Here is a 21690-nt window from a genome sequence, read left to right as displayed (position 1 = left end):
AAATCCGCCGCTCACTCGTTCTCATACTAACAGATAAGCGAATCACGTGCTTTCAGACGACCAACGACAGGCATTACTGGCCGATTTAAGCGGCCTTCGGCGCTTCTGCCTGTCGCTGGCAGGTCAGGCTGCAGACGCAGACGATCTGCTGCAAGCCACAGTAGAGCGCCTGCTGGAGAAAGGCATGCCGCAGGACGCCCACGTCAGTAAGTGGGCCTACAGGGTCTGTAAGAACGTCTGGATTGACGAGATTCGCGCCAGAGATGTACGCCAAAGACATGTCCAAGCTACTGATTCTAAAGAAGAAACTGTAGATTCAGCGGAACATGTCGCCGGCGTTGAAGTTAAGCTCCAGCGGCTGTCACAGGCACTGGAAACACTGCCAGATGAACAGCGCCTGGCGCTGACCCTGGTAACCGTAGAGGGTAAAACCTATGCGGAGGCGGCCGAGATTTTGCAGGTTCCCGTGGGGACCATCATGAGCAGGATCGCTAGGGCAAGGAAAAATTTGTTAGATATCAAAGGGTTGCTTTAAGCCCTTAGAGAGAAAGACCGCTATGAGTCAGACAGACCTGGAACAGATTTCGCGCTACCTGGACAATGAAATGTCCCCTGCAGAGCGCGTAGAAGTAGAGCAGCGCTGCGCGTCTGAGCCGGCCTTCAAGGCCCTGCTGGAAGAATCCACGGCACTGAACATTAGCTTAAAGACGACGTTCACCGCCCCCGGCACAGACGCCGTTCCACCCAAAGTTGCAGCCATGCTCGGCACTACAAACAACAACGTGATTGCCTTCCCGCAACGCTCGCAGCGCACACAGTTTGCGATCGCCGCCTCAGTAGCCGCCATTTGCGGTGTGCTGATCGCGCAGAATACCGCTTTCCAGAGCGCCGGCTCTCCCGATTTGCTGAATGATGACCTGCTGTTGTCCCAGGCACTGGAAACAAGCCCATCAATGGCTAAAGGCTGGCAGATCCTGGACGATGGCCGGCAGTTGCGGCCCGTACTTACCTTCCCCAGCACCAGCGGCCAATGGTGCCGCGAATACCTGTTATCTGCCGAGGAGCAAGATTGGCGCGGCGTTGCATGCCGCCAGGACAGCGGTGAATGGGTCACTCAGGCACTGGGCACAGAAGCATTCCTGAACCCTGGTGACGCCTACCAACCGGCGGGCGCGGGTGATAGTGATAGTGATAAGGTCGCGACATTTATCGGGGAAAACGCCGCCGATATCGCACTTGGTCGCAATGCCGAGTCAACACTGATTGCCAACGGTTGGCGATAGCATCGTCGGCTGATAAGCAGTTCTCGCTGGCCCCTAATGGGGCCTTTTTTATGCCTGATTATCAGGGCACTACAGAGCCGCTCAACGGCGCACGCACCACCTAGCTGACCGTTAATCGAAAATCGATCAGCATTTAGCGCTATACGCTTGGGACGACGCTCATCTGCCAGTCTCCCGCGCATAGGAGTATTCGGCCAAGATGGCAATGCACCGACCTGTTTATTGGCAGTTATGTGTGGTGAGAAGGGGGTGAGAGGCAGGGCCTGCCGCCCCATGTCGACGACAGGCCCTGGGATTCAGAGTGAGGGCGCTAGCAACCTCACTCCAGAAAAGAAAAGGGCGAAGGGTGACGCTTGATTATCAAGCGACGCGCCTTCGCGTTGTAAGTCGAGGCAAGTCGGTCATAGCCACGCATTCTGTGCCAGAGGCGATGCGTACCCAAGAGGCTGAATGCCGCTTGCTCGAGGTGTGTTTCACTCCACCTTGAATAGTTAACGACCGGCTCGGGCACTTTATTCCCACTTTTCGCAAATAAATTTTCACAAGGCCCCAGCCCAGTGAGAATGGGGGTTTCAGGAGCGACAACTACCTCTGCGAGGCCCGTATTGGCGTCACACACAAGCTTGTGATCATAGTGGGGAATTTAGCACCAGCGGCGGCATTACATCGTGGGTGCAAAGCCCTGGATGGCGGCATCAGCAAGGTCAATGCCGAAGGCACCGGGCTGGTGTGCACAGCGAATAGCGAGCGGCTTGCCATCCGCCGCGGTGCTGAGATCAACCGCCGCGGGGTGTGCTATTGGGTTTTTCTGAGCATCGCGCACCACCAATACTTTGGGGTGCAGCCGACTGGTGCGGTAATCAGCCAGAACAACGGCTATCTCACCCGAATCCAGCTCAACGATAGTGCCTGCCGGATAAATACCGATAGCCTGAATAAAAGCCTCAACCAGCTCTGCCTGAAACTCGATATCACGCGCCTGATAGAGCACCTTAATGGCCTCAGACGGTGACATGGCGTTGGCATGACTGCGGTCGCTAGTCATCGCGTCGTAGCTGTCCACGATGCCGGCAATACGGGCAACGGGCGGAATGTCCTCTACGCGAAGCCTTTGCGGATACCCTGAGCCGTCATAGCGCTCATGGTGATGTGCCACCATGGCGTATACATCCGGGTTGATAACACCACTATTCTCGATGATCTCAACGCCATGAGCCACATGCAGGCGCATCTGTTCGGCTTCATCTTCTGTGAGCGCACGCTCGGCGGTCAGAAGCTCTGGATCAATCCGGAGCTTACCCACATCCATTAGCAACGCGCCCATTGCCAGTGAACGCAGATCCTGACGCGGCAACCCTAACTGACGACCCAATGACACGGCCCAGATAGCAGCCCCAAGGCTGTGCTTGTAGGTATAACTATCGTGCTCCTTCAAGCGTGCTATCCAGAGGCAGGCGTCGGGGTTGCGAGATACGCTGTCCACCAACGGCTCCACTGACTTGCGCAACTCAATCACTTTGACGCGACCGGTATCGCCCGCCTCAGAGTAAATGAATTCAATATCCGAGAGCAGTGAGTCTAGCGCCGCATCCGCAAGGTGCTGCTCTTCGCTGAAATCGCTACGGTCGTTGTAAGCCGCGATTGGCCGTCCCGGAAAAATGGCCTCAACCGGCTGGCGCTTGCGGCCCGCACTGATCAGCTTTCGCGCCTGCTCTGGCAGCAATTTGCTCTTGGAAGTGTCAATGAAGACGTGGGAGCAGTAGTCACGCAACTCGTCGATTTGCTCGCGAGAGGTGAGCAGGAAGCCCTGCACCAGAAATGGGGTCTCCAGCCAAGGCCTGTCCAGCGCACTGACGAACATCCCCACCTCGAGGTCGGAAGTATAAATTTTTAAAGACTGCAGCATCCCGCGCGCGGTCTCCCCTACTACAGGCGAATTCCAAGTCCTATCGGCATTCTATCTCTGCCGACGAGCCTCCTGCGCGGGAAAAATGCGAAAAAGTGAAGAAAATTCAACGCCTCTATCCGGAGCCCACTGGTGCAGAATCTAGCGTCCCTGCGCTGTCTGCACATCCTGCGCTGTGAGAAACCAGTCGGCATGACTGACCGGCACCGAAGGCTCAGCATTCGAAGACTCTGACAGGCTTACAGGTCCCGCGCCGGTCGCGGAGGCGCACAAGAGGATATCTCTGGCTTGCTGTAGCAAGTGTTGTGGCTGCCAGTGTTCCGCTTGAGTCGCTGGCGCTGCATCGGTCTGCGCAAACTCGGGAGTAAACAGCTCGCTGATCGACGGCTGTCCCACAGCATCGTCGTGACGCCAGACCCCAGTGTGCGTGCAATAGTTATAGTCAGGCAGGAGCCGCCAACCGTGCTCCGCTATCAACTCAATAGCACTGAGCAGGTAATCGAACTCGGCATCATCAATGAAGTAGTTAAAGCTCAGCCTCACCCAGCCGGGGCGCTGAGCGAAGTCGCCTGCTAACACTCGCTGGGCAATGCGCTCGCTGGCGGACGCATCGATTGACAGTAACTGGTGCCCGTAGGGCCCCGCGCAGGAACAGCCCCCGCGCGCCTGAATGCCAAACAAATCATTGAGCAGGGCAACCACAAACCCGTAGTGCAGGTCTTTACCCCGGTGTTTTATCCGCAGGGAAAGAATGGCCAGGCGCTGCCGTTCAGTGGAGCCCAAAATCTCGATCGAGGGATGTTCGTCTAGGCGACTCAATGCGCGAGCAATAAACTGTGATTCTCGCTCTTCTATGGTTTTTACACCCACCTGTTCTTTGAGAGCGAACACCATGCCCGCTCGAATGCTTTCAATGATTGCGGGCGTACCGCCCTCCTCCCGGCGCTCCACATCAGCCACATAATGGTGGCTGTCGGGCGACACATAAGCCACAGTACCGCCGCCCACAACCGCAGGAACCGCATTACTGAGCAGCGCCTCCTTGACCACCAAAACGCCGGGGGTTGCGGGGCCACCGATGAATTTATGGGTTGAGATAAACACGGCGTCCAGCGGCGCAGGCCCGTTCATAGAAATAGTGACGTAGGGCGCGGCCGCGGCATAGTCCCAAAACGCCAAGGCATTGTGCTGTTTCAGCAGCGCAGTAATACCCTCTACATCGGACTTAATACCGGTGACATTAGAGGCGGCGGAGAAGCTTCCGATTTTCAGGCATCTGTCCGCATGCTGTTCAAGAGCTCCTGCAAGGGCATTCTGGTCGATCATGCCAGATGCATCCGCGGGGATGACCACAACCTCAGCCACGCTCTCCCGCCAGGGCAGCTCATTGGAGTGGTGCTCATAAGGTCCAATAAAGACCACGGGCGCATCAGTGCGCTTCCCATCGCAGGCGTCACCGCCTTGCAAGCCCATGCATGCGATCAAGCGGTTAATTGCACCGGTTGCACCGGAGCCACAAAAAATGACCTTATCCTGTTCAGAACCGCCCACGGCGGCATGTATCACGCTTCGAGCCTGCTCACGCAGAGCCGTTGTGCGCGCGCCTGTGTACGAGGCTTCGGTGTGTGTATTGGCATAGCTCGGCAGTACATCGCTGACAATGCGCCGCTCAATGGACCTCAGGGCTCGACCGGAGGCCGTGTAGTCGGCATAAACCATCGGCTTAACACCATAGGGCGTGTGCACGGGGTCTTTATCACCGATGATATCGTTACGAATGTGCTCAATGATTTCTGACATAGCGCGGTACCGGTTCGAATACGTTCAAGTATGGTAATCAAGCGTCCGCGAAACATTGTCCCTATTGTTCACTTTTATCGCATATTTTCGGACTATTATTTCTATTTTGATATATTATTCGGCTTAATGTTCTATAATGAGAGAACTTCATGGAGCGAAACTCCATCGACAAAGTTGACAAGATCTTATTGCGGTACCTGCAGGCAGACGCCGCTTTGTCTATCGCAGACCTCGCCGATCTTGCCAGCATCTCCAAATCTGCCTGCTGGCGGCGAATACAAAAACTGGAGGAGCACGGTGTCATCCTGCAACGGGTAACCCTACTCAGCCAGGAGGCGCTTAGCGTTCCCCTGACAGCTTTCATCTCATTGAAAACCAGCCAGCACAACACCGCTTGGGCCAGGAAATTCAAGCAGGTTATCGAGGCAATACCCGGCGTGCTGGAGGTGTACCGGCTGGGGGGCGATGTAGACTACCTGATCAAGGTCGTGGTGCCCGACATGGCAGGTTACGACGCGCTCTATCAACAACTGCTGGCGGCGGATCTGTTTGATGTGAGTGCGAGCTTCGTGATGGAAGAGCTCAAACACACTACGCAATTGCCACTCTAGAGGAACGAGACTATGCGCGCCCTTTCACCCTCTGTACAAGATGCATAATCCTGTGAAACCTCGCGCCAAAACAGGACTGTTCGTCTACGGCACCTTACAGCCGGATGGTCCTAATGCTCACGTTCTATATGAGATAAACGGGATCTGGCAACACGGAGAAGTTAAGGGGCGACTGATCAGCAAGGGCTGGGGGGGGGCTGAGCAAGGGTTTCCTGGTTTAGTACTCGACGCCGCCGCGGGTGCAATAAAAGGGCAGGTTCTCTGGTCTGATGCTCTGCCCGATCACTGGGCGAGACTGGATGCCTTTGAGGGTGAAGAGTATCAACGGGTAGTGGCGCGCCTGCGACTGGAGAACGATGAGGTAGCTGATGCCAGGGTCTATGCGCTGGTGGCACCATAAACCAGAAATGAACTGACACTTGGCACACCGCCCCGCGGTAACCTACCTCCCCACTAACGTCCACGATCGCGAATACCGTATCTCACCAGCCCCACTGTGATCAGCGCTGTTGCTGCGATTGACGACCAGCCCACATATACAACCGGTAACGACCAGGTCGACCACGCGCCAATCAGCGTGAAATACAGCAAGAGAATGCAGGCACCACCGTTACTCACTATCCCGACCCAAATCGGGGGCATTGAGCGCTCACCCTTCAGAGATGCCAACAGCCCAAATCCGTAGCCCACGCAGAGAGCAAGGTAAGCTCATGCCAGCAACCTGACAAACAAGTAGGTTGATTGCGGTGGGAAGCCGAGTTGTTCCAACAGCCATTCCGGAAACAGCAGCAGCGGCAAACACCAGATGAACACAGTTGCCGTGATCTTGAAAACAAATACCTGGGAAAGTCGGTTCACACGCTCGCCTCCACCGCAAAGGTGCAGTCTAACGAAGCAAATGCGTGCAACAGATACCGGATTTTACGATGAGCAAAATCACCAACAAACAGATCAGCGGCATCGCTGACATCCGTTCAATCTGTTCACAGAATCGCAGCCGGTGCGCCTATTGCGCGAACGCTTGCCGGGCGCTCACAAATAAAGTGGCCTATCCAAATACAAAAAAGGCCACCCAAATGGGTGGCCTTTTTTGTATTTTGGTCGGGCTAGCAGGATTTGAACCTACGACCCCTTCACCCCCAGTGAAGTGCGCTACCAGACTGCGCTATAGCCCGAGAATCGCCTGATTCGGCGAGGGCGGCATTATAATCAATACCGCTGAAGATACAACCGAATTTACTTGGCGGGCCCGAGGATCTCCAACACATCCTCAAGTTCACGAATGGCATCCTGAAGGTCGGCATGGGCCGCTTGCGCACCCCCGGCATCCCTCTCTTCGGTCATGCGCTGGCGTGCGCCGCCGATGGTATAACCCTGCTCGTAGAGCAAGCTACGAATCGTGCGAATGGTGAGTACATCCTCGCGCTGGTAGTAGCGGCGATTACCTCGACGCTTCACTGGCTTGAGCTGCGGAAACTCCTGCTCCCAGTACCGCAACACATGGGGTTTCACCGCGCACAATTCGCTGACCTCACCAATAGTGAAGTAACGCTTGCCCGGGATCGCCGGCAGTTCGTTATTGTGACTCGGTTCCAGCATACGCCTCTACTCGCGCCTTTAGCTTTTGCCCGGGACGGAAGGTCACCACACGACGCGCAGAGATAGGAATCTCCTCGCCCGTTTTTGGATTACGTCCTGGCCGCTGGCTTTTGTCTCTAAGGTCGAAATTACCAAACCCGGATAGTTTAACCTGCTCATTTTCCTCAAGACACGCGCGAATCTCCTCAAAAAAGAGTTCTACGATCTCTTTGGCTTCCCGTTTGTTGAGCCCAAGCTCTTCAAACAGGCGTTCAGCCATCTCGGATTTTGTGAGCGCGGTCATGACGGTATTACCTAGCCCCTGAGCTCAGCCTTATAATTTTTTTCCAGCGAATCAATGACTTGTTGCACGGACTGATTCACCTCTTCGTCATTAAGAGTGCGCGATTGCTCCCGGAAAGTCAAACTCAGCGCAAGACTTTTCCTTTTGGGATCAATACCTTTGCCCTCATATACATCAAACAGGGTTAGGTCCGTGAGGTAAGTACCAGCAGCAGAACGAACATTCTGCATCAGGTCATCAGATGCTACTGTTCTGTCGACGATGACCGCAAGATCCCGCTTAACCTCAGGGAAGCGGGAAAGCTCGGCAAATGCAGGAACGAATGCCTTAGTCACTGCCGCCAGGTCCAGCTCAGCCACAAAGACATCACCGCTCACACCGAGCGACTTCGCCGCGCCAGGATGCAGCGCACCGATAACACCGATCTGCTCACCGTCCCTCAGTACTGCCGCCGTTTGCCCGGGATGCAGCCCATCGCGCTCAGCTGCCTTGAACTGCAGATTGCCGGCTGCTCCGGCGCCGGCTAACAGCGCTTCCACATCACCTTTGAGATCGAAGAAATCCACCACAGAGCGATCATCTGCCCAGGATTCCAGCCCGCGGCTTCCGGTGATCGCCAGTGCCAGCGTAGGTGTCTGCACCAGCTCGCCACCTGCCGTCTCAAAGCGCAAACCGGTTTCGAACAGACGCACGCGGGGCTGCTGACGCTTGGTGTTGTAAACCAGCGCACTCACCAGACCTGGCAATAAGCTGGTGCGCATCACCGCCATATCAGCGGATAGGGGATTCTTCAGCGCCACTGGCTGCTGATCAGGATCGAACACCTGTTGCTGCTTAGGATCAATGAAACTGTAGGTCACTGCCTCCTGATAACCGGCAGCCGCCAGATGGCGACGCACACGCCGCACAGACAGGCGCGACTCACTGCGCTGCGGTATGGCGAGATCTGCTTTGATACGCGTGACGGGCAGATTGTCATACCCATAGATTCGCGCCAGCTCTTCCAGCAAATCTGCCTCAATGGAAACATCGAAGCGCCAGGAGGGCACACTGCACACCCAACCCTCGTCCGTGGGCGAGGTGGTAAGACCCAGCGCATCCAGAATGCGGGTGACCTGTGCGTCTTCCATAGCAAAGCCCAACACGCGACGGATACCCTTGCGCGTCAGCGTCACCGGCTTTCGCTCCGGTAGATCATTTGGCTCCACGGCTTCGACAACGGGACCGGGCTGTCCACCTACGATATCAAGCAACAAACTTGTGGCCCGCTCTATTGCCTTACGCTGCAGCTCGAAATCCACACCGCGCTCGTAGCGGTGCGAGGAGTCGGTGTGCAATCCATAGCCCCGGGCCTTGCCGGCCATCAGCTCAGGCGTGAAGAAAGCAGCTTCCAACAAAATATCTTGCGTATTACCTGTCACAGAGGAAGGCTCGCCGCCCATGATGCCCGCCATGGCCAGCGGACCACTCTGATCGGCAATAACCAGTGTGTCGCCAGTGAGCTCAACAGTTTGCCCATCCAGCAGCGTTAAGGATTCACCGCCCGCTGCTTCGCGCACCACTATCCCGCCCGACAGCTTGGCGAAATCGAAAGCGTGCATGGGCTGACCCAGTTCCAACAACACGTAGTTGGTGACATCCACAACCGCATCGATAGAACGCACACCGCAGCGGCGCAGTTTTTCCTGCATCCACAGTGGTGACGGCTGAGAGACATCTACGCCACGAATAATACGCCCCAGGTAACGGGGGCAGCGCGCCGGCGCCTGCAGCTCGATGGTCACTGCGTCGTCAATGGTCTGAGTCACCGCTTCAACCGCGGGCTCACACACAGACAGACTGTTGAGTACACCCACTTCACGCGCGATACCCGCTATACCCATACAGTCGGCGCGATTAGGGGTAAGGCCAATCTCGATCGTGTTGTCATCCAGCATCAGGTAATCACGGATATCCGTGCCTACCGCGGCATCCGTAGGCAGTTCCATGAGACCGTCACTGGCGTCAGAGAGCCCCAGCTCTTCCTCAGCACACAGCATGCCCTGGCTTTCTACGCCACGGAGTTTGGCCTTCTTAATCTTGAAATTGCCGGGCAATACTGCGCCGACCACCGCGAGCGGTGCTTTCAGGCCGACTCGCGCATTCGGTGCGCCACAAACGATCTGCACCGTTTCAGCGCCGGTATTCACCTGGCAGACGCGCAGTTTGTCGGCGTCCGGGTGCTGCTCTGCACTTACGATCTCGGCGACGATCACGCCACTGAATTCGCCGGCAACCGGCTCAACAGCGTCAACCTCAAGGCCGGCCATCGTAATCTGGTGCGCGAGGTCTGCAGTATTCAGTTTTGGGTTTACCCACTCGCGCAGCCACTGTTCACTAATAATCACTGTCGTGTTCTCCGCTTAGACAAACTGCTCTAGGAAGCGCAGGTCGTTGTCAAAATTCAGTCTTAGGTCGTTGATGCCGTAGCGCAGCATCGCGAGGCGCTCGACGCCCATGCCGAAAGCAAAGCCCGTGTACTTGTTGGTATCGATATTGGAGTACTCAAACACACGCGGATTGACCATGCCGCAGCCCATGACTTCCAGCCAGCCGGTGTGGCTACACACACGACAACCCTCACCGCTACACTTGACGCACTGAATGTCCACTTCCGCAGAAGGCTCAGTGAAAGGGAAGAACGAGGGACGGAAGCGCACGGACAAGTCATCCCTTTCGAAGAAAGCGTGCAGAAAATCTTCAATCAGGCCCTTCAAGTCGCCGAGGCTAGACTGCTCATCAATCAACAACCCTTCGACCTGATGGAACATGGGTGAGTGTGTTAGATCTGAATCACAGCGATATACGCGGCCGGGGCAAATCACGCGCAGCGGCGGTTCCTGGCTCTCCATCACTCGCACCTGTACTGGCGACGTGTGAGTGCGCAACACGGTGCTGTCATCCACGTAGAAGGTATCGTGCATGGCACGCGCGGGATGGTGCGCCGGAATATTGAGCGCCTCGAAGTTGTGATAGTCATCCTCAACTTCGGGGCCTTCCACCACTTCAAAGCCAATCGCTGCGAAGAAATCTTCCATGCGCTCAATAGTTCGCGTGATGGGGTGCAAACCACCCACCGACGCGTTACGCCCGGGCAGGGTCACGTCCAGCGTCTCAGCAGCCAACTGGGCATTCAGGGCCGCCGACTCCAGCGCCGCTTTACGCTCGCCAATCAATGCCTGCAGTTCCTGCTTAACCACGTTGATCTTGGCGCCCGCCTCAGGCCGCTCCTCGGCAGAGAGTTTGCCCAGACCTTTCAAAAGACCGGTGATCTGGCCTTTCTTACCCAGGTAGTCAACGCGTAACTGCTCCAGCGTTTGGCCGTCTTCTGCCGCGGCTATTTTCGCCTTGGCCTCTTCAGCCAAAGGTGCGAGGTTTTCCATTCTTCTTCCTCAGATACCTGTTGAGGGCATCATTGTTTAATTCCGTCTAGGACGGGAAACATGTCCTCTAGGACACGCCGTAAGTTTGTTCATGTAAGCTCGACGCGCGTTTCTACGCGCGCCACGTCCTCGTGTGCTCGAACTCTCAACGCCCTGGAGAACGATTTGGTCTAACGAGACACGCGGTGAATACGTCCATGTAGGCTCGGCTCGCGCATCCATGCGCGAGACGGTCTCTCTAGGCCAAATCATTCTCTACGGGCTTCCGCATTCCCACCGCAAGCGCCTAGTCCTGCAATACGCAATGAGAGGTCGCTAAAGCTCTCTCCAAATTTGCTGGCTCACCAACAAAAAAAGGGAAAGAGCCAGGCCCTTTCCCTTTGTATTACGTGTAGCTAGCGATCCCGCCAAGCACCAGAGGTGGCTCTGGCGGCAGGTTTGGGCTTAAGCGGCCAGTGCCGCCTTCGCTTGCTCCACGATCGCTGCAAAAGCTGGCTTGTCGTGTACTGCCAGATCCGCCAGAACGCGACGGTCCAGGCCGATCTCGGCCTTCTTCAGACCATTGATCAGGCGGCTGTAGCTCAGGCCATTCGCACGGGATTGAGCGTTGATACGCGTGATCCACAGTGAACGGAACTGGCGCTTGCGCTGACGGCGGTCACGGTAAGCGTACTGACCCGCTTTAGTGACAGCCTGCTTTGCTACCCGAAATACACGGCTGCGGGCACCGTAGTAACCCTTGGCCTGCTTAAGAATCTTTTTGTGACGGCGATGAGCCACCACACCACGTTTTACGCGAGGCATAAGTCGTCTCCTTTCCTAGTCCGAATAACCGTTACTTGGCACGCATCAAACGATCAACCAGAACGACATCGCTCTTGTCGACCATTGAAGTACCGCGCAGCTGACGCTTACGCTTGGTGGTCATCTTAGTCAGGATATGACTCTTGTTAGCGCTCTTGCGCTTGTAACCGCCGGCGGTCTTTTTGAACCGCTTGGCAGCCCCGCTGTGAATTTTTGCTTTAGGCATAGTCTTTACTCCGCATTCGCAAATAAATAAAACAAAGAAACCAGGGCATTCACAGGCCGCTAGTTCTTCTTCTTGGGGGCGATAACCATAGTCAGCTGCCGGCCTTCCATTTTCGGGAATTGCTCGACAGAACCTAACTCGGCCAGATCAGCTTCTACTCGCTTGAGTAGCTCCATGCCGATTTCCTGGTGGGCCATTTCGCGTCCGCGATAACGCAGCGTGACTTTGGCCTTGTCGCCGTTTTCTAGGAAACGTACCAGGTTGCGTAGTTTTACCTGGTAATCCCCTTCTTCCGTCCCTGGACGAAACTTCATTTCTTTGATTTGAGTTCGCTTCTGCTTCTTCTTCTGAGCAGACTTTTGCTTCTTCGCCTCAAAGATGTGCTTACCGTAGTCCATGATCTTGCAGACTGCGGGGTCTGAATCAGCCATCAACACGAGGTCCATGCTGGCCGCCTGGGCCTGGGCCAGAGCCTCGCTCAACGCAACGATGCCAACCTGCTCACCGCCTGCGCCAATCAGTCGAACCGGGTCCGACGTGATCTGTTCATTGGTCAGCGCTTTTTTGGAAGCGCCCTTACCGTCTTTCTTAATGCTGATTCTCCAATGCAATACGACCGCGTCGCGCTACATCGTCTGTGAGTACCTTGCTGAAAGCATCGAGATCCATGGATCCCAAGTCCTCACCACGACGGGCGCGCACGGCCACTGTCTGTGATTCCACTTCCTTGTCCCCGATTACCAAGAGGTACGGGACCTTCTGGATAGTGTGCTCGCGGATTTTAAAGCCGATTTTCTCGTTTCTCAAGTCCGAAATCACACGAAAGCCTTTGTTTTTTAAGGCATCTTCCACATTTTTGACGTAATCCGACTGCTTGTCAGTGATATTCATCACCACAGCCTGGGTTGGGGCCAGCCAGGTAGGAAACACACCTTCGTAATGTTCGATCAGAATTCCGATGAATCGCTCGAACGATCCAAGGATGGCGCGGTGCAACATCACGGGTACCTGGCGCGAGCCATCCTCGGCCACGTACTGTGCATCAAGACGGCCGGGCATCGAGAAATCCACCTGTACCGTGCCTAACTGCCACACACGGCCAATGCAGTCCTTCAGCGAGAACTCGATCTTTGGTCCGTAGAATGCACCCTCCCCCGGCAACTCCTCCCAGGGCAGATTTTGGGCATCCAGGGCATCAGCCAGTGCTTTTTCGGCGCGGTCCCAGTCGGCATCAGAGCCCACGCGCTTTTCCGGCCGCGTAGACAGGCGATAGATCACATCGCTGAAGCCAAAGTCGGCGTACACCGCGTGCAGAAAATCGATAAATGCTGATACTTCAGGCTGAATCTGCTCTTCGGTGCAGAAAATGTGGGCGTCGTCCTGCACGAACCCGCGCACCCGCATAATGCCATGCAGTGAGCCCGAGGGTTCGTTACGGTGGCAGCTGCCGAACTCTGCCAGACGCAAGGGCAGATCCCGGTAAGACTTCAGACCCTGATTAAATACCTGCACGTGGCAGGGACAGTTCATTGGCTTAACGGCAACATTTCGCCCTTCAGATTCCAGCATAAACATGTCATCGCCAAACTTGTCCGCATGACCTGACTTCTCCCACAGGGTGAGGTCTACTAGCTGCGGAGTTTTGATCTCTTGATAACCGTGCTCGGACTGCGCCCGTCGCATGTACTGTTCGATAGTCTGGTAAATGCTCCATCCGGCCGAGTGCCAGAACACCATACCAGGGGCCTCTTCCTGCGTATGAAACAGATTGAGTTTCTTGCCGATTTTACGATGGTCGCGCTTTTCAGCTTCTTGCAGTTGCGTGAGGTATTTCTTCAGGGACTTCTTGTCACCAAAAGCGGTCCCATAAATCCGCTGCAGCATCTTATTACTCTGGTCGCCGCGCCAATAGGCGCCAGAGACTCGCATCAGCTTAAAGTGCTTACAGTGGCGCATATTAGGCACATGTGGGCCGCGACACATGTCCACGTATTCTTCGTGATGGTAGAGCCCGGGCGTAGCATCGCGAGGAACATCCTGTTCCAAGATCTCCATCTTGTAGATTTCGCCGCGTGCTTCGAAGGTGTCGTACGCCGTTTGCCAATTAACTGATTGCTTCACCACCTCATATTCAGAGTCTGCGAGCTCATGCATCCGCGCCTCAAGTGCCTCGAGATCGCTCTCTGTGAGCCGATGGTCGAGATCAATGTCGTAGTAGAAGCCCTCGTCGATCGTGGGGCCAATTGCCATCTTTGCCTCGGGCCATAATTGCTTCACAGCATGGCCAATCAGGTGGGCACAGCTATGGCGAATTATTTCGAGGCCGTCCTCATCTCGCGCTGTAAATATGCTCAGATTACTGTCATTGGTAATGAGATCACTGGCATCGCGCCTCTCACCATTTACACGTCCGCCAAGCGTGGCCTTGGCCAGGCCGGGACCGATATCCGCAGCGACATCATAAACAGAAACGGGGTTGTCGAAGCCGCGCTGGCTTCCGTCGGGCAGAGTGATAACAGGCATGGTTCATTCCTCACAGTGGTGGCCCCTACCAAAGGCCACGTGGTGTTTGCGCGCCGACTCACGTGCAGAACCTTTTGCTGTGCAGTGGTTACGGTCCCACTGCGTTGACAACCGGTTATGACGCACAGCGCGTGACATCAACCGAAAAGCGCCGTGCTTTTCGGGACCGAGATTCTAGAGGAGCGGGCGCCGGTTTTGAAGGGGAAAAATCACCGCCAAGCTAAAGTCGCTAGCGCACTCGATGTGACTATGCGCGCCCTGTTTGACTCGGTTCCCTGCTGAGGTGTCGACTGATGAGATAGAACACTACCCCACTGGCGACAATGCCCAACCCCAGCATAGCCTCCACAGGGCGCTGAGCCACGACATACCAGAGCGTCCATCCCGTCAGCCCCAGATACACCAGGGGTGTAATCGGATACAGGGTTACACGGAAGGGGCGCAGTAAGTCAGGCTCGCGCCAGCGCAGAACAAGCAAGCCCAGCACGGTAAAAAACGTGTTCAGGGCCATGGTGGCGCCAGCGAATACCAGAATGCGCTCGAAGCTCGCCGTCCACAAAAACACCAGCGCAACTGCCGCCTGACACAGAATGGCAGCGACGGGGATTCCGTGCCTGTTGCTGCGCGCCAGCGGCGAGAACAGGCGATAGTCTTCACCTATTCGATGAAGGACGCGGGGACCGGCGAGAATCATGGCAGACACGGTGGAAATCAACAGCAAGGCCAGCAGTACACCCATCACCCTGCCGGCACTCTCTCCAAAGGCGTAAGTTGCGGCGATAAATCCAACCTCCACCTTTCCTGTCATAGCGTCCATTGGCGCCACCGCGAGGAACACGTAGTTCAATAGCAGATAGGCCAGGCACACCCCTGCCGTGCTGAGGGCCAGAACACGCGGCAGATTGCTCTGCGCATTCTCCAGTTCACCGCTGATGTAAGTTGCTGCGTTCCACCCGGAATAGGCGTAGTTCACGTAAATCAGCGCCACAGCAAATGCACCACTGGCCACCAGTGCGCCATCGCCGGTCACAGGGACGAACCGCGTCTCTGTGCGTTCGCTGGACAACAGCAGGGCCGCGCCAGAAAAGCCCACGATCAACAGCAGCTTTAATAGCGTTAACCACCACTGGGTACTGCCGCTGCCTCGATGACTTGTGCAGTGGGCCACAGTAAGAACAACAATCAGCCCGGTGGCGAGAACAGTTGGCGAGGCTCCTTCAATGACCGAGCCGAGATAGCTGCCAAAGGTGAGTGCGGCAAGTGCAGTAGGGGCAGCGAATCCAACGGTCGCAGAAATCCAGCCTGAAACAAAGCCGGCGCCGGGGTGATAGATCTCACTAAGAAAATTGTACTCACCGCCAGAGCGGGGCAAGGCCGCACCCAGCTCGGCGTAACACAAGGCACCACAGAGGGCGGCTATGCCGCCAACCAGCCACAGCAAGAGAAGGACCGGCGCGGACTGCAGCTCCACCAACTGAAACCCCAGACTGGTGAACACACCGGTCCCGATCATATTGGCGATGACAACAGCCGCGGCAACGGAGGGCTTATAGCGAGACAGAGTCAGTCCTTGTTATTGCTGCGGTTAACGCCTGTACCCTACATCTGTCCGTCGAGCGGAAGCAAACCAAAGAACCAGTTTTCGGCTCGCAGGAAAAATGAAGCCGGCGGAGCATCATAGCGGTGTCCGGCTTCGTCGCTCCAGATCACTCGTTGCGCGTCATCCAGCGAGACACGCCAGGCGTTACCCGGCGCCATGTCTACTGCAAATAGGTAGCGTAACTCCGCGTTCAACGGCTCGCTGATCGCGAAAGCTCCCAACTCAGAATTCAACAACAACGAACGCGGGTCCAAATTCGAAGAACCCACAGCAATGCAGCAATCATCGAGCACGGCAAACTTCGCCTGCAGCCCCAGCATGCTGTCTTCAACGCCGGAGAAAATGTAACGCGCCCGATCACTGGCATCGGCACGCAGTTCATACAACTTGACCCCGGCCATCAACAACGCACGTCGATGGTGAGTGTATGCGGCGTGTGCCGACACATGATTGTTCGAGCCTAAGGAGTTAGTCAGCACACGAACCCGTACACCACGGCGTACCGCCCGGTCCAATGCCGCCATCAGCGCATCCGTGGGAATGAAGTAGGCGGATACGAGGAGCAGGTCCGCTTCCACACTGTCGATACGATTCATGAAGGCATCCCCCCACTGCACCGGTCATTCACCACTGCCCACTTGCTGTGGATCGTCGACGATCAGCTCCAGTTCCGCCGCAAAGCCGCCCTCGAAAACCTGGCGCCACTGCGCGACGCTCGCCACCGGTGGCAAGGGATAGCGCGGCGCAGCGGCAAGAGCCTGGCGCTCACTGATAAGATTCAGGCCGGGGTCGCCCTCAGTCAGGGCATCAATATCGATGCTCCACTCATCGTTCCAGTAGAGATCGAAGGCAGGCGCCAGGTCATTTATCACGGGCCCCTGTAACAGCACCTCCATATCGCGGAAATTCTGCTGCTGGCGCAAGCCAAAGTACTCATCGGCCTGATTACGCCCACCCACGATACCCACTCGGCCATCCACCAATAGCAGCTTGTTATGCATCCGGTGGTTCAGGCGATTGAATTCAGTGATGTTTGCCAGCTGCCGCGTCACGGTGCCACCGGCTCGGTTGGCTGCGGGGTTATAGATCCGATAGCGAATATTGGGATGCTGAGCGACAGCGTGTAGCACCGGATCTGCATGGGCCAGAAAACTGTCATCCAGCAGAACGCGAACTTTCACTCCTCTGCCAGCGGCGTCCAGTACCGCTGCGAGGATGGCATTGCCCGTGGCATACGTGCGCCAGATGAAGGTTTGAAGATCGATACTCTGAGTGGCGGACTGGAGCAACTGCAAGCGCCAGTTCAATGCTGTTTTACCCTCGTTGAGCGGCACCAGCACGTTGCGGTCGGCGATCGGGGAAAGGGCCGGCCAGCGTTCAAACGCCGCGGGCGCCATGGACTTATCTGCCGGCCTGTCCTCTTGCGGTGTGATGGCGGCACAACCGCCAAGCGCCAACACAATGAGCAGAACATGAAATACCGGATTGACGAGTCGCGTTCGCATGGCGCTGCATTATACGGCCACCCCGCTCGGTTGCGAGCATGAGCACACTACCCAATAAGCGACGCCAGTGGCCGCGACCCCAAGGGTATGGAGTAGCTCTCGCGATCCATAAACGCTGCCACAGGCTGAATGGCGCCCACTAACTCGCGGCTTAAGGTCCTCAGTTCGCAACTGGGTACCCGATACTCCAAGTGCTCTTCGTAGGCAACGGTCTCAAGGTCATACTGGCGCAGTGCATCTTCAGGCAATACAAGCCGTACCACATACCCCGCACCGTAGAGCGGCACCTCCCACTGCCGGGCGATCATCTCCGCGTAGCGCTGGCGCTGCTTCAAATACGTAAAGTGCTCGCCACCCCAACCCGGCTCAATGCACCGCCAGTCGGTGCGAATCAGGGCGGCGAGCTGTTGCGGACCTACGGCCTGATACACGGCCACGGTGTGTCTGAGTGCAATCGGTTTCATAGTTTGAAACTCCGTCTCGAGGCAAGAAAAGTCGGTTGTAGTGGCTCCATTTCTGCTACCGCCACATAGCGCAGCGAGCCTCCTGCGTGGAGTGCGTCCAGGGGATAACAGGTCACCAATAGCACTTGGTGCTCGTTGCCCTCAGTAACCAGAGGTGTATGGGCGCTGTCGATGACATGCAACTCAGCGATGCGGTAGCGCAACTGTCTGCCCAGACTGTCCTGTATTTGCAGCCGGTCATTCACCACCAGATCAGCCATAAAGTCGAAATGGGTGTCACGGTGCCCACCGATTACCGCGCTGCCGGGCTCTCCCCAAAGCACTGAGCCCGCATGCAGTCCTGGCGCAAATGCCAGCGCCTCACCACTGGTGCTTGCCAGAATGGGCAATCGCACGTCGACTGCTGGAATTTCGAGCTGAGCTACTGGCCAGGTATCAGCCCAGGGCCAAGGCCTTGACGTTACGCCGGAGACCAATGTTTGCTGCCAGGCCCGCTCTATCAGGAAGGGCGCCATTGCGGCCTTCGCCTCAATCAACAATGCGTACTGCAAGTGATACAAGCCCAGGCACAAACAGACACAAGCGGCACATCGTGTTACTGCGCTAAACATGGGTTTGTGCCATACGTGATCGCGACGCACAGACATCTGCCGCCGGGGTTACCTCGTCCCGGGCGAGGCGCCACACCAGGATCGCGGAAAGCAGGAACACACTAGCCAGATAAATACTCAATGGCGCAGACGTGGCGGTGGAAGGCCAGGCATAGGTCTGCGGCGCTTGCCCACGTGGCGCCGTGTTGGGCACGGGACGCGATGTCAGCGTTGAGCCAGGTTCACGTACCGGCGTTTCATCCACAGCAACAAAGCTGGTGTAGGGGCTTAGCAGTTGATGCTCTAAAGCTAACGCTAGCACCGACGATTTTACGCTAGCTTGATCAGCGCCTTGGGCACGGCCATCCAGAAGTTCCCGGATTTTTCGCCTCGCCCACAGACTCGCCACCCCTTCATGGGAGTCTCTACTCGCAGATACCGTGACAGCGCGTTCCCAGGCTTGGCCGCCGGTAACACCTCGAAGGGTAATAGCACTGCCGGGCGCCAACGGCTGTGGCAAACGGGCAACCACCTGCACCGGGTCTCCGTGATACAGATCCGGTATACGCGCAGGTGCGCTGTCAACCTCGGCTGGCCACTGAATATCGATGTCAGTAGCGACCGGCGCCGCCATGGCATCAAACAGCGCATCCATGCGCTCCGCGACTTCACCAGCACTGCCGATATGTGTGTGCGTACCTCTACCGAGCTCTGCGGAAGCGCGCATGAACCAGCTATTGGGCGCTGAGCCAATGCCCACCGTGAACAGACGTGATTGCCCAAGAGATTGATTGATCGCCTCAAATAGCGTTTGCTCATTACCCACTGCGCCATCGGTGACGAAAACGACCTGCCGCAACCGGTCCGAATGCAATTCAGACTGATCTGACAATGCCATTTGCAGGGCCGCCAGCATCTCCGTACCACCCGAAGCTTCCAACCTGTCGACATAGGAAAGTGCTTGTGCGATGCGCTGTTGGCTCGCGGGCATCGCCTGTGGGTACAGGCGCCGAGCCCTTGAATCAAAGGCAATGACGTTAAGTTGGTCATCACTCGAGAGCCTGCGCAGCGCACGCCGCAAACTGCTTTTTGCCTGCCGGATCGAGTCACCGGCCATTGAGCCAGACGTATCGATCACAAACACAAGCTCGCGCGGTACCGGCACCGGCGCGGTTTCTGGCGGCACAATCATAAGCAGACCGTAGTGCTTGCCATTGCGCGTTTCGGACAGCCAGGCCGCCTGCGGCTCCGAGCCACTAGCAACTCGCCATGAGAGCAGCACATCACGATCCATTTCAGCGCGGCCATCGACGAGATTAATTTGGTAAGTGAACTGCTGCCGAGCGATAGCCACCTCGTGATACAGCGACGTGAAGTCTGCGAGAGGCAAACCCATATCAAGCGATACCTGAAGTGTCATCGCATTCAGAGGCGAGGTATCGCTGCCCTGACTGGCATGCAGAAACGGCGAGATCAGCGCGGCATCAGGCACCTGATCGGTCGACTGTGCCCACCCACTGCCATCATTAATCGAAAGAATTTCCCGCTTCGAATTGCCAGCACCCTCTTCCAAAACCCTACCCGGCATGTAACGCGGTGTTAGCGTTGTTGGCAGCCGCAGTGAAAACTCGCCCTGGCGGTACAGTACTGGCTGTACGTATTCCAGACGCACCGATACTGACTCACCGGGCGCAATGTTTGAGATGCGATTGGTGAAAAGGTTGGGGCGCTGCTGCTCTACCAGACTGGCGCGCTTCCCCTCCTCCCGAGCCTGGCGATATTGCTGCTGCGCAAGCTGCCGCTCGCGAACGCGACCCACGATCCGACGCTCACCCGCGATTAACTCCATCGAGCGGACCGCAGCCTCATCGGGCAGCGGGAACGAGTAAACGCCCTCTACCCAGTCACTGCTTTCGTTGGCGAAATGCTGGGTTAGCGTGACGACAGCCACCATTCCGCTGATCGACACGTCAAAGTTGGAGGACTGCATGACAGCGGGATGCGACTCACCGGCGGCCGTCTCAAGCAGCAACCCCCCTGTTTGCAAGGGCATGTGATCCGGCGCTACCGCTCTGGCGGGAGACGCGGATAACAAAAGCACGAGCAAGCCGGCGACGATCGCCCCGGGCAACAGACGGAAGCAGTACCACATCCCGGCGACACGCCATTGTGAGCTGGACCGCGTACGGGCATAGAAATGATGAGCAAAAGACATGATGACTCCCCTTATTGGTATGGGAGTTATTCAAGCGAGTCATTGCGGCGCAGTAATGGCACGATTCGGGCAGGACAGAGGCGAATTGTGATGAATTGTGGCAGAGCCTTGTGAGGCAGCTGGGTTTTTGAAACCATGCGAACATCATTTCGGAGCGCCCTATGGACCATCACATCGCCATCGTCGAAGACGTGGCCGCGATTGCCGCTAACTATCGCGAGGCGCTACAGCGCCGTGGTTTCAGGGTTTCCTGGTACTCGGACAAAGCCAGCGCTACCGATGCCTTCAACACCCACCTGCCCGATCTTGCCATCATTGATATCGGACTGGGCATGGACACCGAGGGTGGCTTCGAGTTGTGCCGCGAATTGCGCAGCCAGAGCCGTGAGCTACCCATCATGTTTCTTACCGCGCGTGACTCCGAGGTGGACATTATCTCGGGGCTGAGACTGGGCGCGGACGATTACGTCACCAAAGACATCAGTCAGGAGCATATGCTGGCGCGCATATTTGCCCTGTTGCGCCGCATGGAGGCCCTGCGCTCACCGCAGACCGAGAGCCAGGCACTCACGCGTGGCGAACTCAGGCTGGACGCGGACAGAATGACGGCACACTGGCGTGGTGAAGCCGTAGACCTCACCGTCACGGAGTTCTGGATTGTGCATGCGTTGGCACAGCATCCCGGGCACGTCAAAAATCGGCAACAGCTCATGGATGCAGCCAACGTGGTCCTGGACGACAACACCATCACCTCTCACATCAAGCGAGTGAGGCGCAAGTTCAAAGCCGTAGACGCGCACTTTGTTGCCATCAAAACAGCGTATGCCATGGGATACAGCTGGCACATGGAATAGCCTGT

The 21690-nt window shown here is 56.6% G+C and carries 23 protein-coding genes and 1 tRNA gene; 5 read left to right on the top strand and 19 right to left on the bottom strand.

All coding sequences use genetic code 11. From position 1 onward, the window contains the following. Positions 1-46 precede the first annotated feature (46 nt). A complete protein-coding gene (locus IE089_RS02040; RefSeq protein ID WP_189474706.1) occupies positions 47-535 on the top strand; it encodes an RNA polymerase sigma factor in 489 nt (162 codons plus the stop codon). 22 nt (positions 536-557) lie between these two features. After that, on the top strand, positions 558-1283 hold the full coding sequence (locus IE089_RS02035; RefSeq protein WP_189474704.1) for an RT0821/Lpp0805 family surface protein: 726 nt from the start codon (positions 558-560) through the stop codon (positions 1281-1283). Positions 1284-1944: 661 nt separating this feature from the next. Here the strand turns inward: IE089_RS02035 and IE089_RS02030 are convergent. Together IE089_RS02030 and IE089_RS02025 are read right to left on the bottom strand one after the other, a co-directional pair. After that, positions 1945-3189, bottom strand: coding sequence for a cyclic di-GMP phosphodiesterase (locus IE089_RS02030; RefSeq protein WP_189474702.1), 1245 nt, complete (start codon positions 3187-3189; stop codon positions 1945-1947). Positions 3190-3330: 141 nt separating this feature from the next. Continuing rightward, positions 3331-4989, bottom strand: coding sequence for an aminotransferase class V-fold PLP-dependent enzyme (locus IE089_RS02025; RefSeq protein WP_189474699.1), 1659 nt, complete (start codon positions 4987-4989; stop codon positions 3331-3333). Positions 4990-5138: 149 nt separating this feature from the next. Between IE089_RS02025 and IE089_RS02020 the strand changes: the two genes are divergently transcribed. Continuing rightward, complete coding sequence (locus IE089_RS02020) at positions 5139-5600, top strand: Lrp/AsnC family transcriptional regulator (RefSeq protein ID WP_189474697.1); 462 nt, start codon at positions 5139-5141, stop codon at positions 5598-5600. Between the two features lie 52 nt (positions 5601-5652). Further along, positions 5653-6000 carry a gamma-glutamylcyclotransferase family protein gene (locus IE089_RS02015; protein WP_229802534.1) on the top strand — a complete coding sequence of 116 codons (348 nt, stop codon included), beginning with the start codon at positions 5653-5655 and terminating at the stop codon, positions 5998-6000. Positions 6001-6053: 53 nt separating this feature from the next. On the opposite strand, the gene IE089_RS02010 is transcribed toward IE089_RS02015, so the two are convergent. From IE089_RS02010 to IE089_RS01930, 17 genes are all read right to left on the bottom strand, one after another. Continuing rightward, positions 6054-6269, bottom strand: coding sequence for a hypothetical protein (locus IE089_RS02010; RefSeq protein WP_189474693.1), 216 nt, complete (start codon positions 6267-6269; stop codon positions 6054-6056). A gap of 39 nt (positions 6270-6308) precedes the next feature. After that, positions 6309-6458 carry a hypothetical protein gene (locus IE089_RS02005; RefSeq protein WP_189474691.1) on the bottom strand — a complete coding sequence of 50 codons (150 nt, stop codon included), beginning with the start codon at positions 6456-6458 and terminating at the stop codon, positions 6309-6311. A gap of 240 nt (positions 6459-6698) precedes the next feature. Continuing rightward, a tRNA-Pro gene (locus tag IE089_RS02000) sits at positions 6699-6775 on the bottom strand. A gap of 61 nt (positions 6776-6836) precedes the next feature. Beyond that, entirely contained in the window at positions 6837-7199 is a 363-nt protein-coding gene (locus IE089_RS01995; protein WP_189474690.1) for a MerR family transcriptional regulator, read from the bottom strand. Further along, entirely contained in the window at positions 7177-7482 is a 306-nt protein-coding gene (gene ihfA / locus IE089_RS01990; protein ID WP_189474688.1) for an integration host factor subunit alpha, read from the bottom strand. The genes IE089_RS01995 and ihfA overlap by 23 nt, the downstream gene beginning before the upstream one ends. A gap of 11 nt (positions 7483-7493) precedes the next feature. Next, positions 7494-9869: a phenylalanine--tRNA ligase subunit beta gene (gene pheT, locus IE089_RS01985; protein ID WP_189474685.1), complete on the bottom strand. Its 2376-nt coding sequence runs from the start codon at positions 9867-9869 to the stop codon at positions 7494-7496. Between the two features lie 15 nt (positions 9870-9884). Further along, positions 9885-10904: a phenylalanine--tRNA ligase subunit alpha gene (gene pheS, locus IE089_RS01980; protein WP_189474684.1), complete on the bottom strand. Its 1020-nt coding sequence runs from the start codon at positions 10902-10904 to the stop codon at positions 9885-9887. Between the two features lie 444 nt (positions 10905-11348). Continuing rightward, positions 11349-11708: a 50S ribosomal protein L20 gene (gene rplT, locus IE089_RS01975; protein WP_189474683.1), complete on the bottom strand. Its 360-nt coding sequence runs from the start codon at positions 11706-11708 to the stop codon at positions 11349-11351. Positions 11709-11739: 31 nt separating this feature from the next. Beyond that, complete coding sequence (gene rpmI / locus IE089_RS01970; RefSeq protein WP_189474682.1) at positions 11740-11934, bottom strand: 50S ribosomal protein L35; 195 nt, start codon at positions 11932-11934, stop codon at positions 11740-11742. A 59-nt stretch (positions 11935-11993) separates the two neighbouring features. Then, positions 11994-12545: a translation initiation factor IF-3 gene (infC, locus tag IE089_RS01965; protein WP_268247971.1), complete on the bottom strand. Its 552-nt coding sequence runs from the start codon at positions 12543-12545 to the stop codon at positions 11994-11996. Then, positions 12523-14457: a threonine--tRNA ligase gene (thrS, locus tag IE089_RS01960; RefSeq protein WP_189474681.1), complete on the bottom strand. Its 1935-nt coding sequence runs from the start codon at positions 14455-14457 to the stop codon at positions 12523-12525. Before thrS ends, infC begins: the two co-directional genes overlap by 23 nt. 247 nt (positions 14458-14704) lie before the next feature. Then, positions 14705-16018 (bottom strand): APC family permease, encoded by a 1314-nt coding sequence (locus tag IE089_RS01955; RefSeq protein ID WP_189477297.1) that lies wholly within the window; start codon positions 16016-16018, stop codon positions 14705-14707. 38 nt (positions 16019-16056) lie between these two features. Next, a complete protein-coding gene (locus IE089_RS01950) occupies positions 16057-16653 on the bottom strand; it encodes a phospholipase D-like domain-containing protein (protein ID WP_189474674.1) in 597 nt (198 codons plus the stop codon). A 24-nt stretch (positions 16654-16677) separates the two neighbouring features. After that, complete coding sequence (locus tag IE089_RS01945; protein WP_189474672.1) at positions 16678-17562, bottom strand: phospholipase D-like domain-containing protein; 885 nt, start codon at positions 17560-17562, stop codon at positions 16678-16680. Positions 17563-17609: 47 nt separating this feature from the next. Then, positions 17610-18026 (bottom strand): hypothetical protein, encoded by a 417-nt coding sequence (locus IE089_RS01940; protein ID WP_189474670.1) that lies wholly within the window; start codon positions 18024-18026, stop codon positions 17610-17612. Then, positions 18023-18637 (bottom strand): class GN sortase, encoded by a 615-nt coding sequence (locus IE089_RS01935; protein WP_268247970.1) that lies wholly within the window; start codon positions 18635-18637, stop codon positions 18023-18025. Before IE089_RS01935 ends, IE089_RS01940 begins: the two co-directional genes overlap by 4 nt. Next, on the bottom strand, positions 18630-20831 hold the full coding sequence (locus IE089_RS01930; protein ID WP_189474666.1) for a marine proteobacterial sortase target protein: 2202 nt from the start codon (positions 20829-20831) through the stop codon (positions 18630-18632). Before IE089_RS01930 ends, IE089_RS01935 begins: the two co-directional genes overlap by 8 nt. Before the next feature lie 161 nt (positions 20832-20992). Here IE089_RS01930 and pdsR point away from each other — a divergent pair, with 161 nt between their 5' ends. Continuing rightward, positions 20993-21685 carry a proteobacterial dedicated sortase system response regulator gene (gene pdsR, locus IE089_RS01925; RefSeq protein WP_189474664.1) on the top strand — a complete coding sequence of 231 codons (693 nt, stop codon included), beginning with the start codon at positions 20993-20995 and terminating at the stop codon, positions 21683-21685. Positions 21686-21690: the final 5 nt, after the last annotated feature.

Source organism: Parahalioglobus pacificus (assembly GCF_014652275.1).
Taxonomy (GTDB): Bacteria; Pseudomonadota; Gammaproteobacteria; order Pseudomonadales; family Halieaceae; genus Parahalioglobus; species Parahalioglobus pacificus.
This window is presented reverse-complemented; position numbering and strand designations above follow the sequence as displayed.

What these genes read in the sequence shown, in the direction of transcription:
- IE089_RS02035 (WP_189474704.1), top strand. Translation starts at nt 558, where the DNA reads ATGAGTCAGACAGACCTGGAACAGATTTCGCGCTACCTGGACAATGAA.
- IE089_RS02030 (WP_189474702.1), bottom strand. Translation starts at nt 3,189, where the DNA reads ATGCTGCAGTCTTTAAAAATTTATACTTCCGACCTCGAGGTGGGGATG.
- IE089_RS02025 (WP_189474699.1), bottom strand. Translation starts at nt 4,989, where the DNA reads ATGTCAGAAATCATTGAGCACATTCGTAACGATATCATCGGTGATAAA.
- IE089_RS02020 (WP_189474697.1), top strand. Translation starts at nt 5,139, where the DNA reads ATGGAGCGAAACTCCATCGACAAAGTTGACAAGATCTTATTGCGGTAC.
- IE089_RS01995 (WP_189474690.1), bottom strand. Translation starts at nt 7,199, where the DNA reads ATGCTGGAACCGAGTCACAATAACGAACTGCCGGCGATCCCGGGCAAG.
- ihfA (WP_189474688.1), bottom strand. Translation starts at nt 7,482, where the DNA reads ATGACCGCGCTCACAAAATCCGAGATGGCTGAACGCCTGTTTGAAGAG.
- pheS (WP_189474684.1), bottom strand. Translation starts at nt 10,904, where the DNA reads ATGGAAAACCTCGCACCTTTGGCTGAAGAGGCCAAGGCGAAAATAGCC.
- rplT (WP_189474683.1), bottom strand. Translation starts at nt 11,708, where the DNA reads ATGCCTCGCGTAAAACGTGGTGTGGTGGCTCATCGCCGTCACAAAAAG.
- rpmI (WP_189474682.1), bottom strand. Translation starts at nt 11,934, where the DNA reads ATGCCTAAAGCAAAAATTCACAGCGGGGCTGCCAAGCGGTTCAAAAAG.
- thrS (WP_189474681.1), bottom strand. Translation starts at nt 14,457, where the DNA reads ATGCCTGTTATCACTCTGCCCGACGGAAGCCAGCGCGGCTTCGACAAC.
- IE089_RS01950 (WP_189474674.1), bottom strand. Translation starts at nt 16,653, where the DNA reads ATGAATCGTATCGACAGTGTGGAAGCGGACCTGCTCCTCGTATCCGCC.
- IE089_RS01945 (WP_189474672.1), bottom strand. Translation starts at nt 17,562, where the DNA reads ATGCGAACGCGACTCGTCAATCCGGTATTTCATGTTCTGCTCATTGTG.
- IE089_RS01940 (WP_189474670.1), bottom strand. Translation starts at nt 18,026, where the DNA reads ATGAAACCGATTGCACTCAGACACACCGTGGCCGTGTATCAGGCCGTA.
- IE089_RS01935 (WP_268247970.1), bottom strand. Translation starts at nt 18,637, where the DNA reads ATGTTTAGCGCAGTAACACGATGTGCCGCTTGTGTCTGTTTGTGCCTG.
- IE089_RS01930 (WP_189474666.1), bottom strand. Translation starts at nt 20,831, where the DNA reads ATGTCTTTTGCTCATCATTTCTATGCCCGTACGCGGTCCAGCTCACAA.
- pdsR (WP_189474664.1), top strand. Translation starts at nt 20,993, where the DNA reads ATGGACCATCACATCGCCATCGTCGAAGACGTGGCCGCGATTGCCGCT.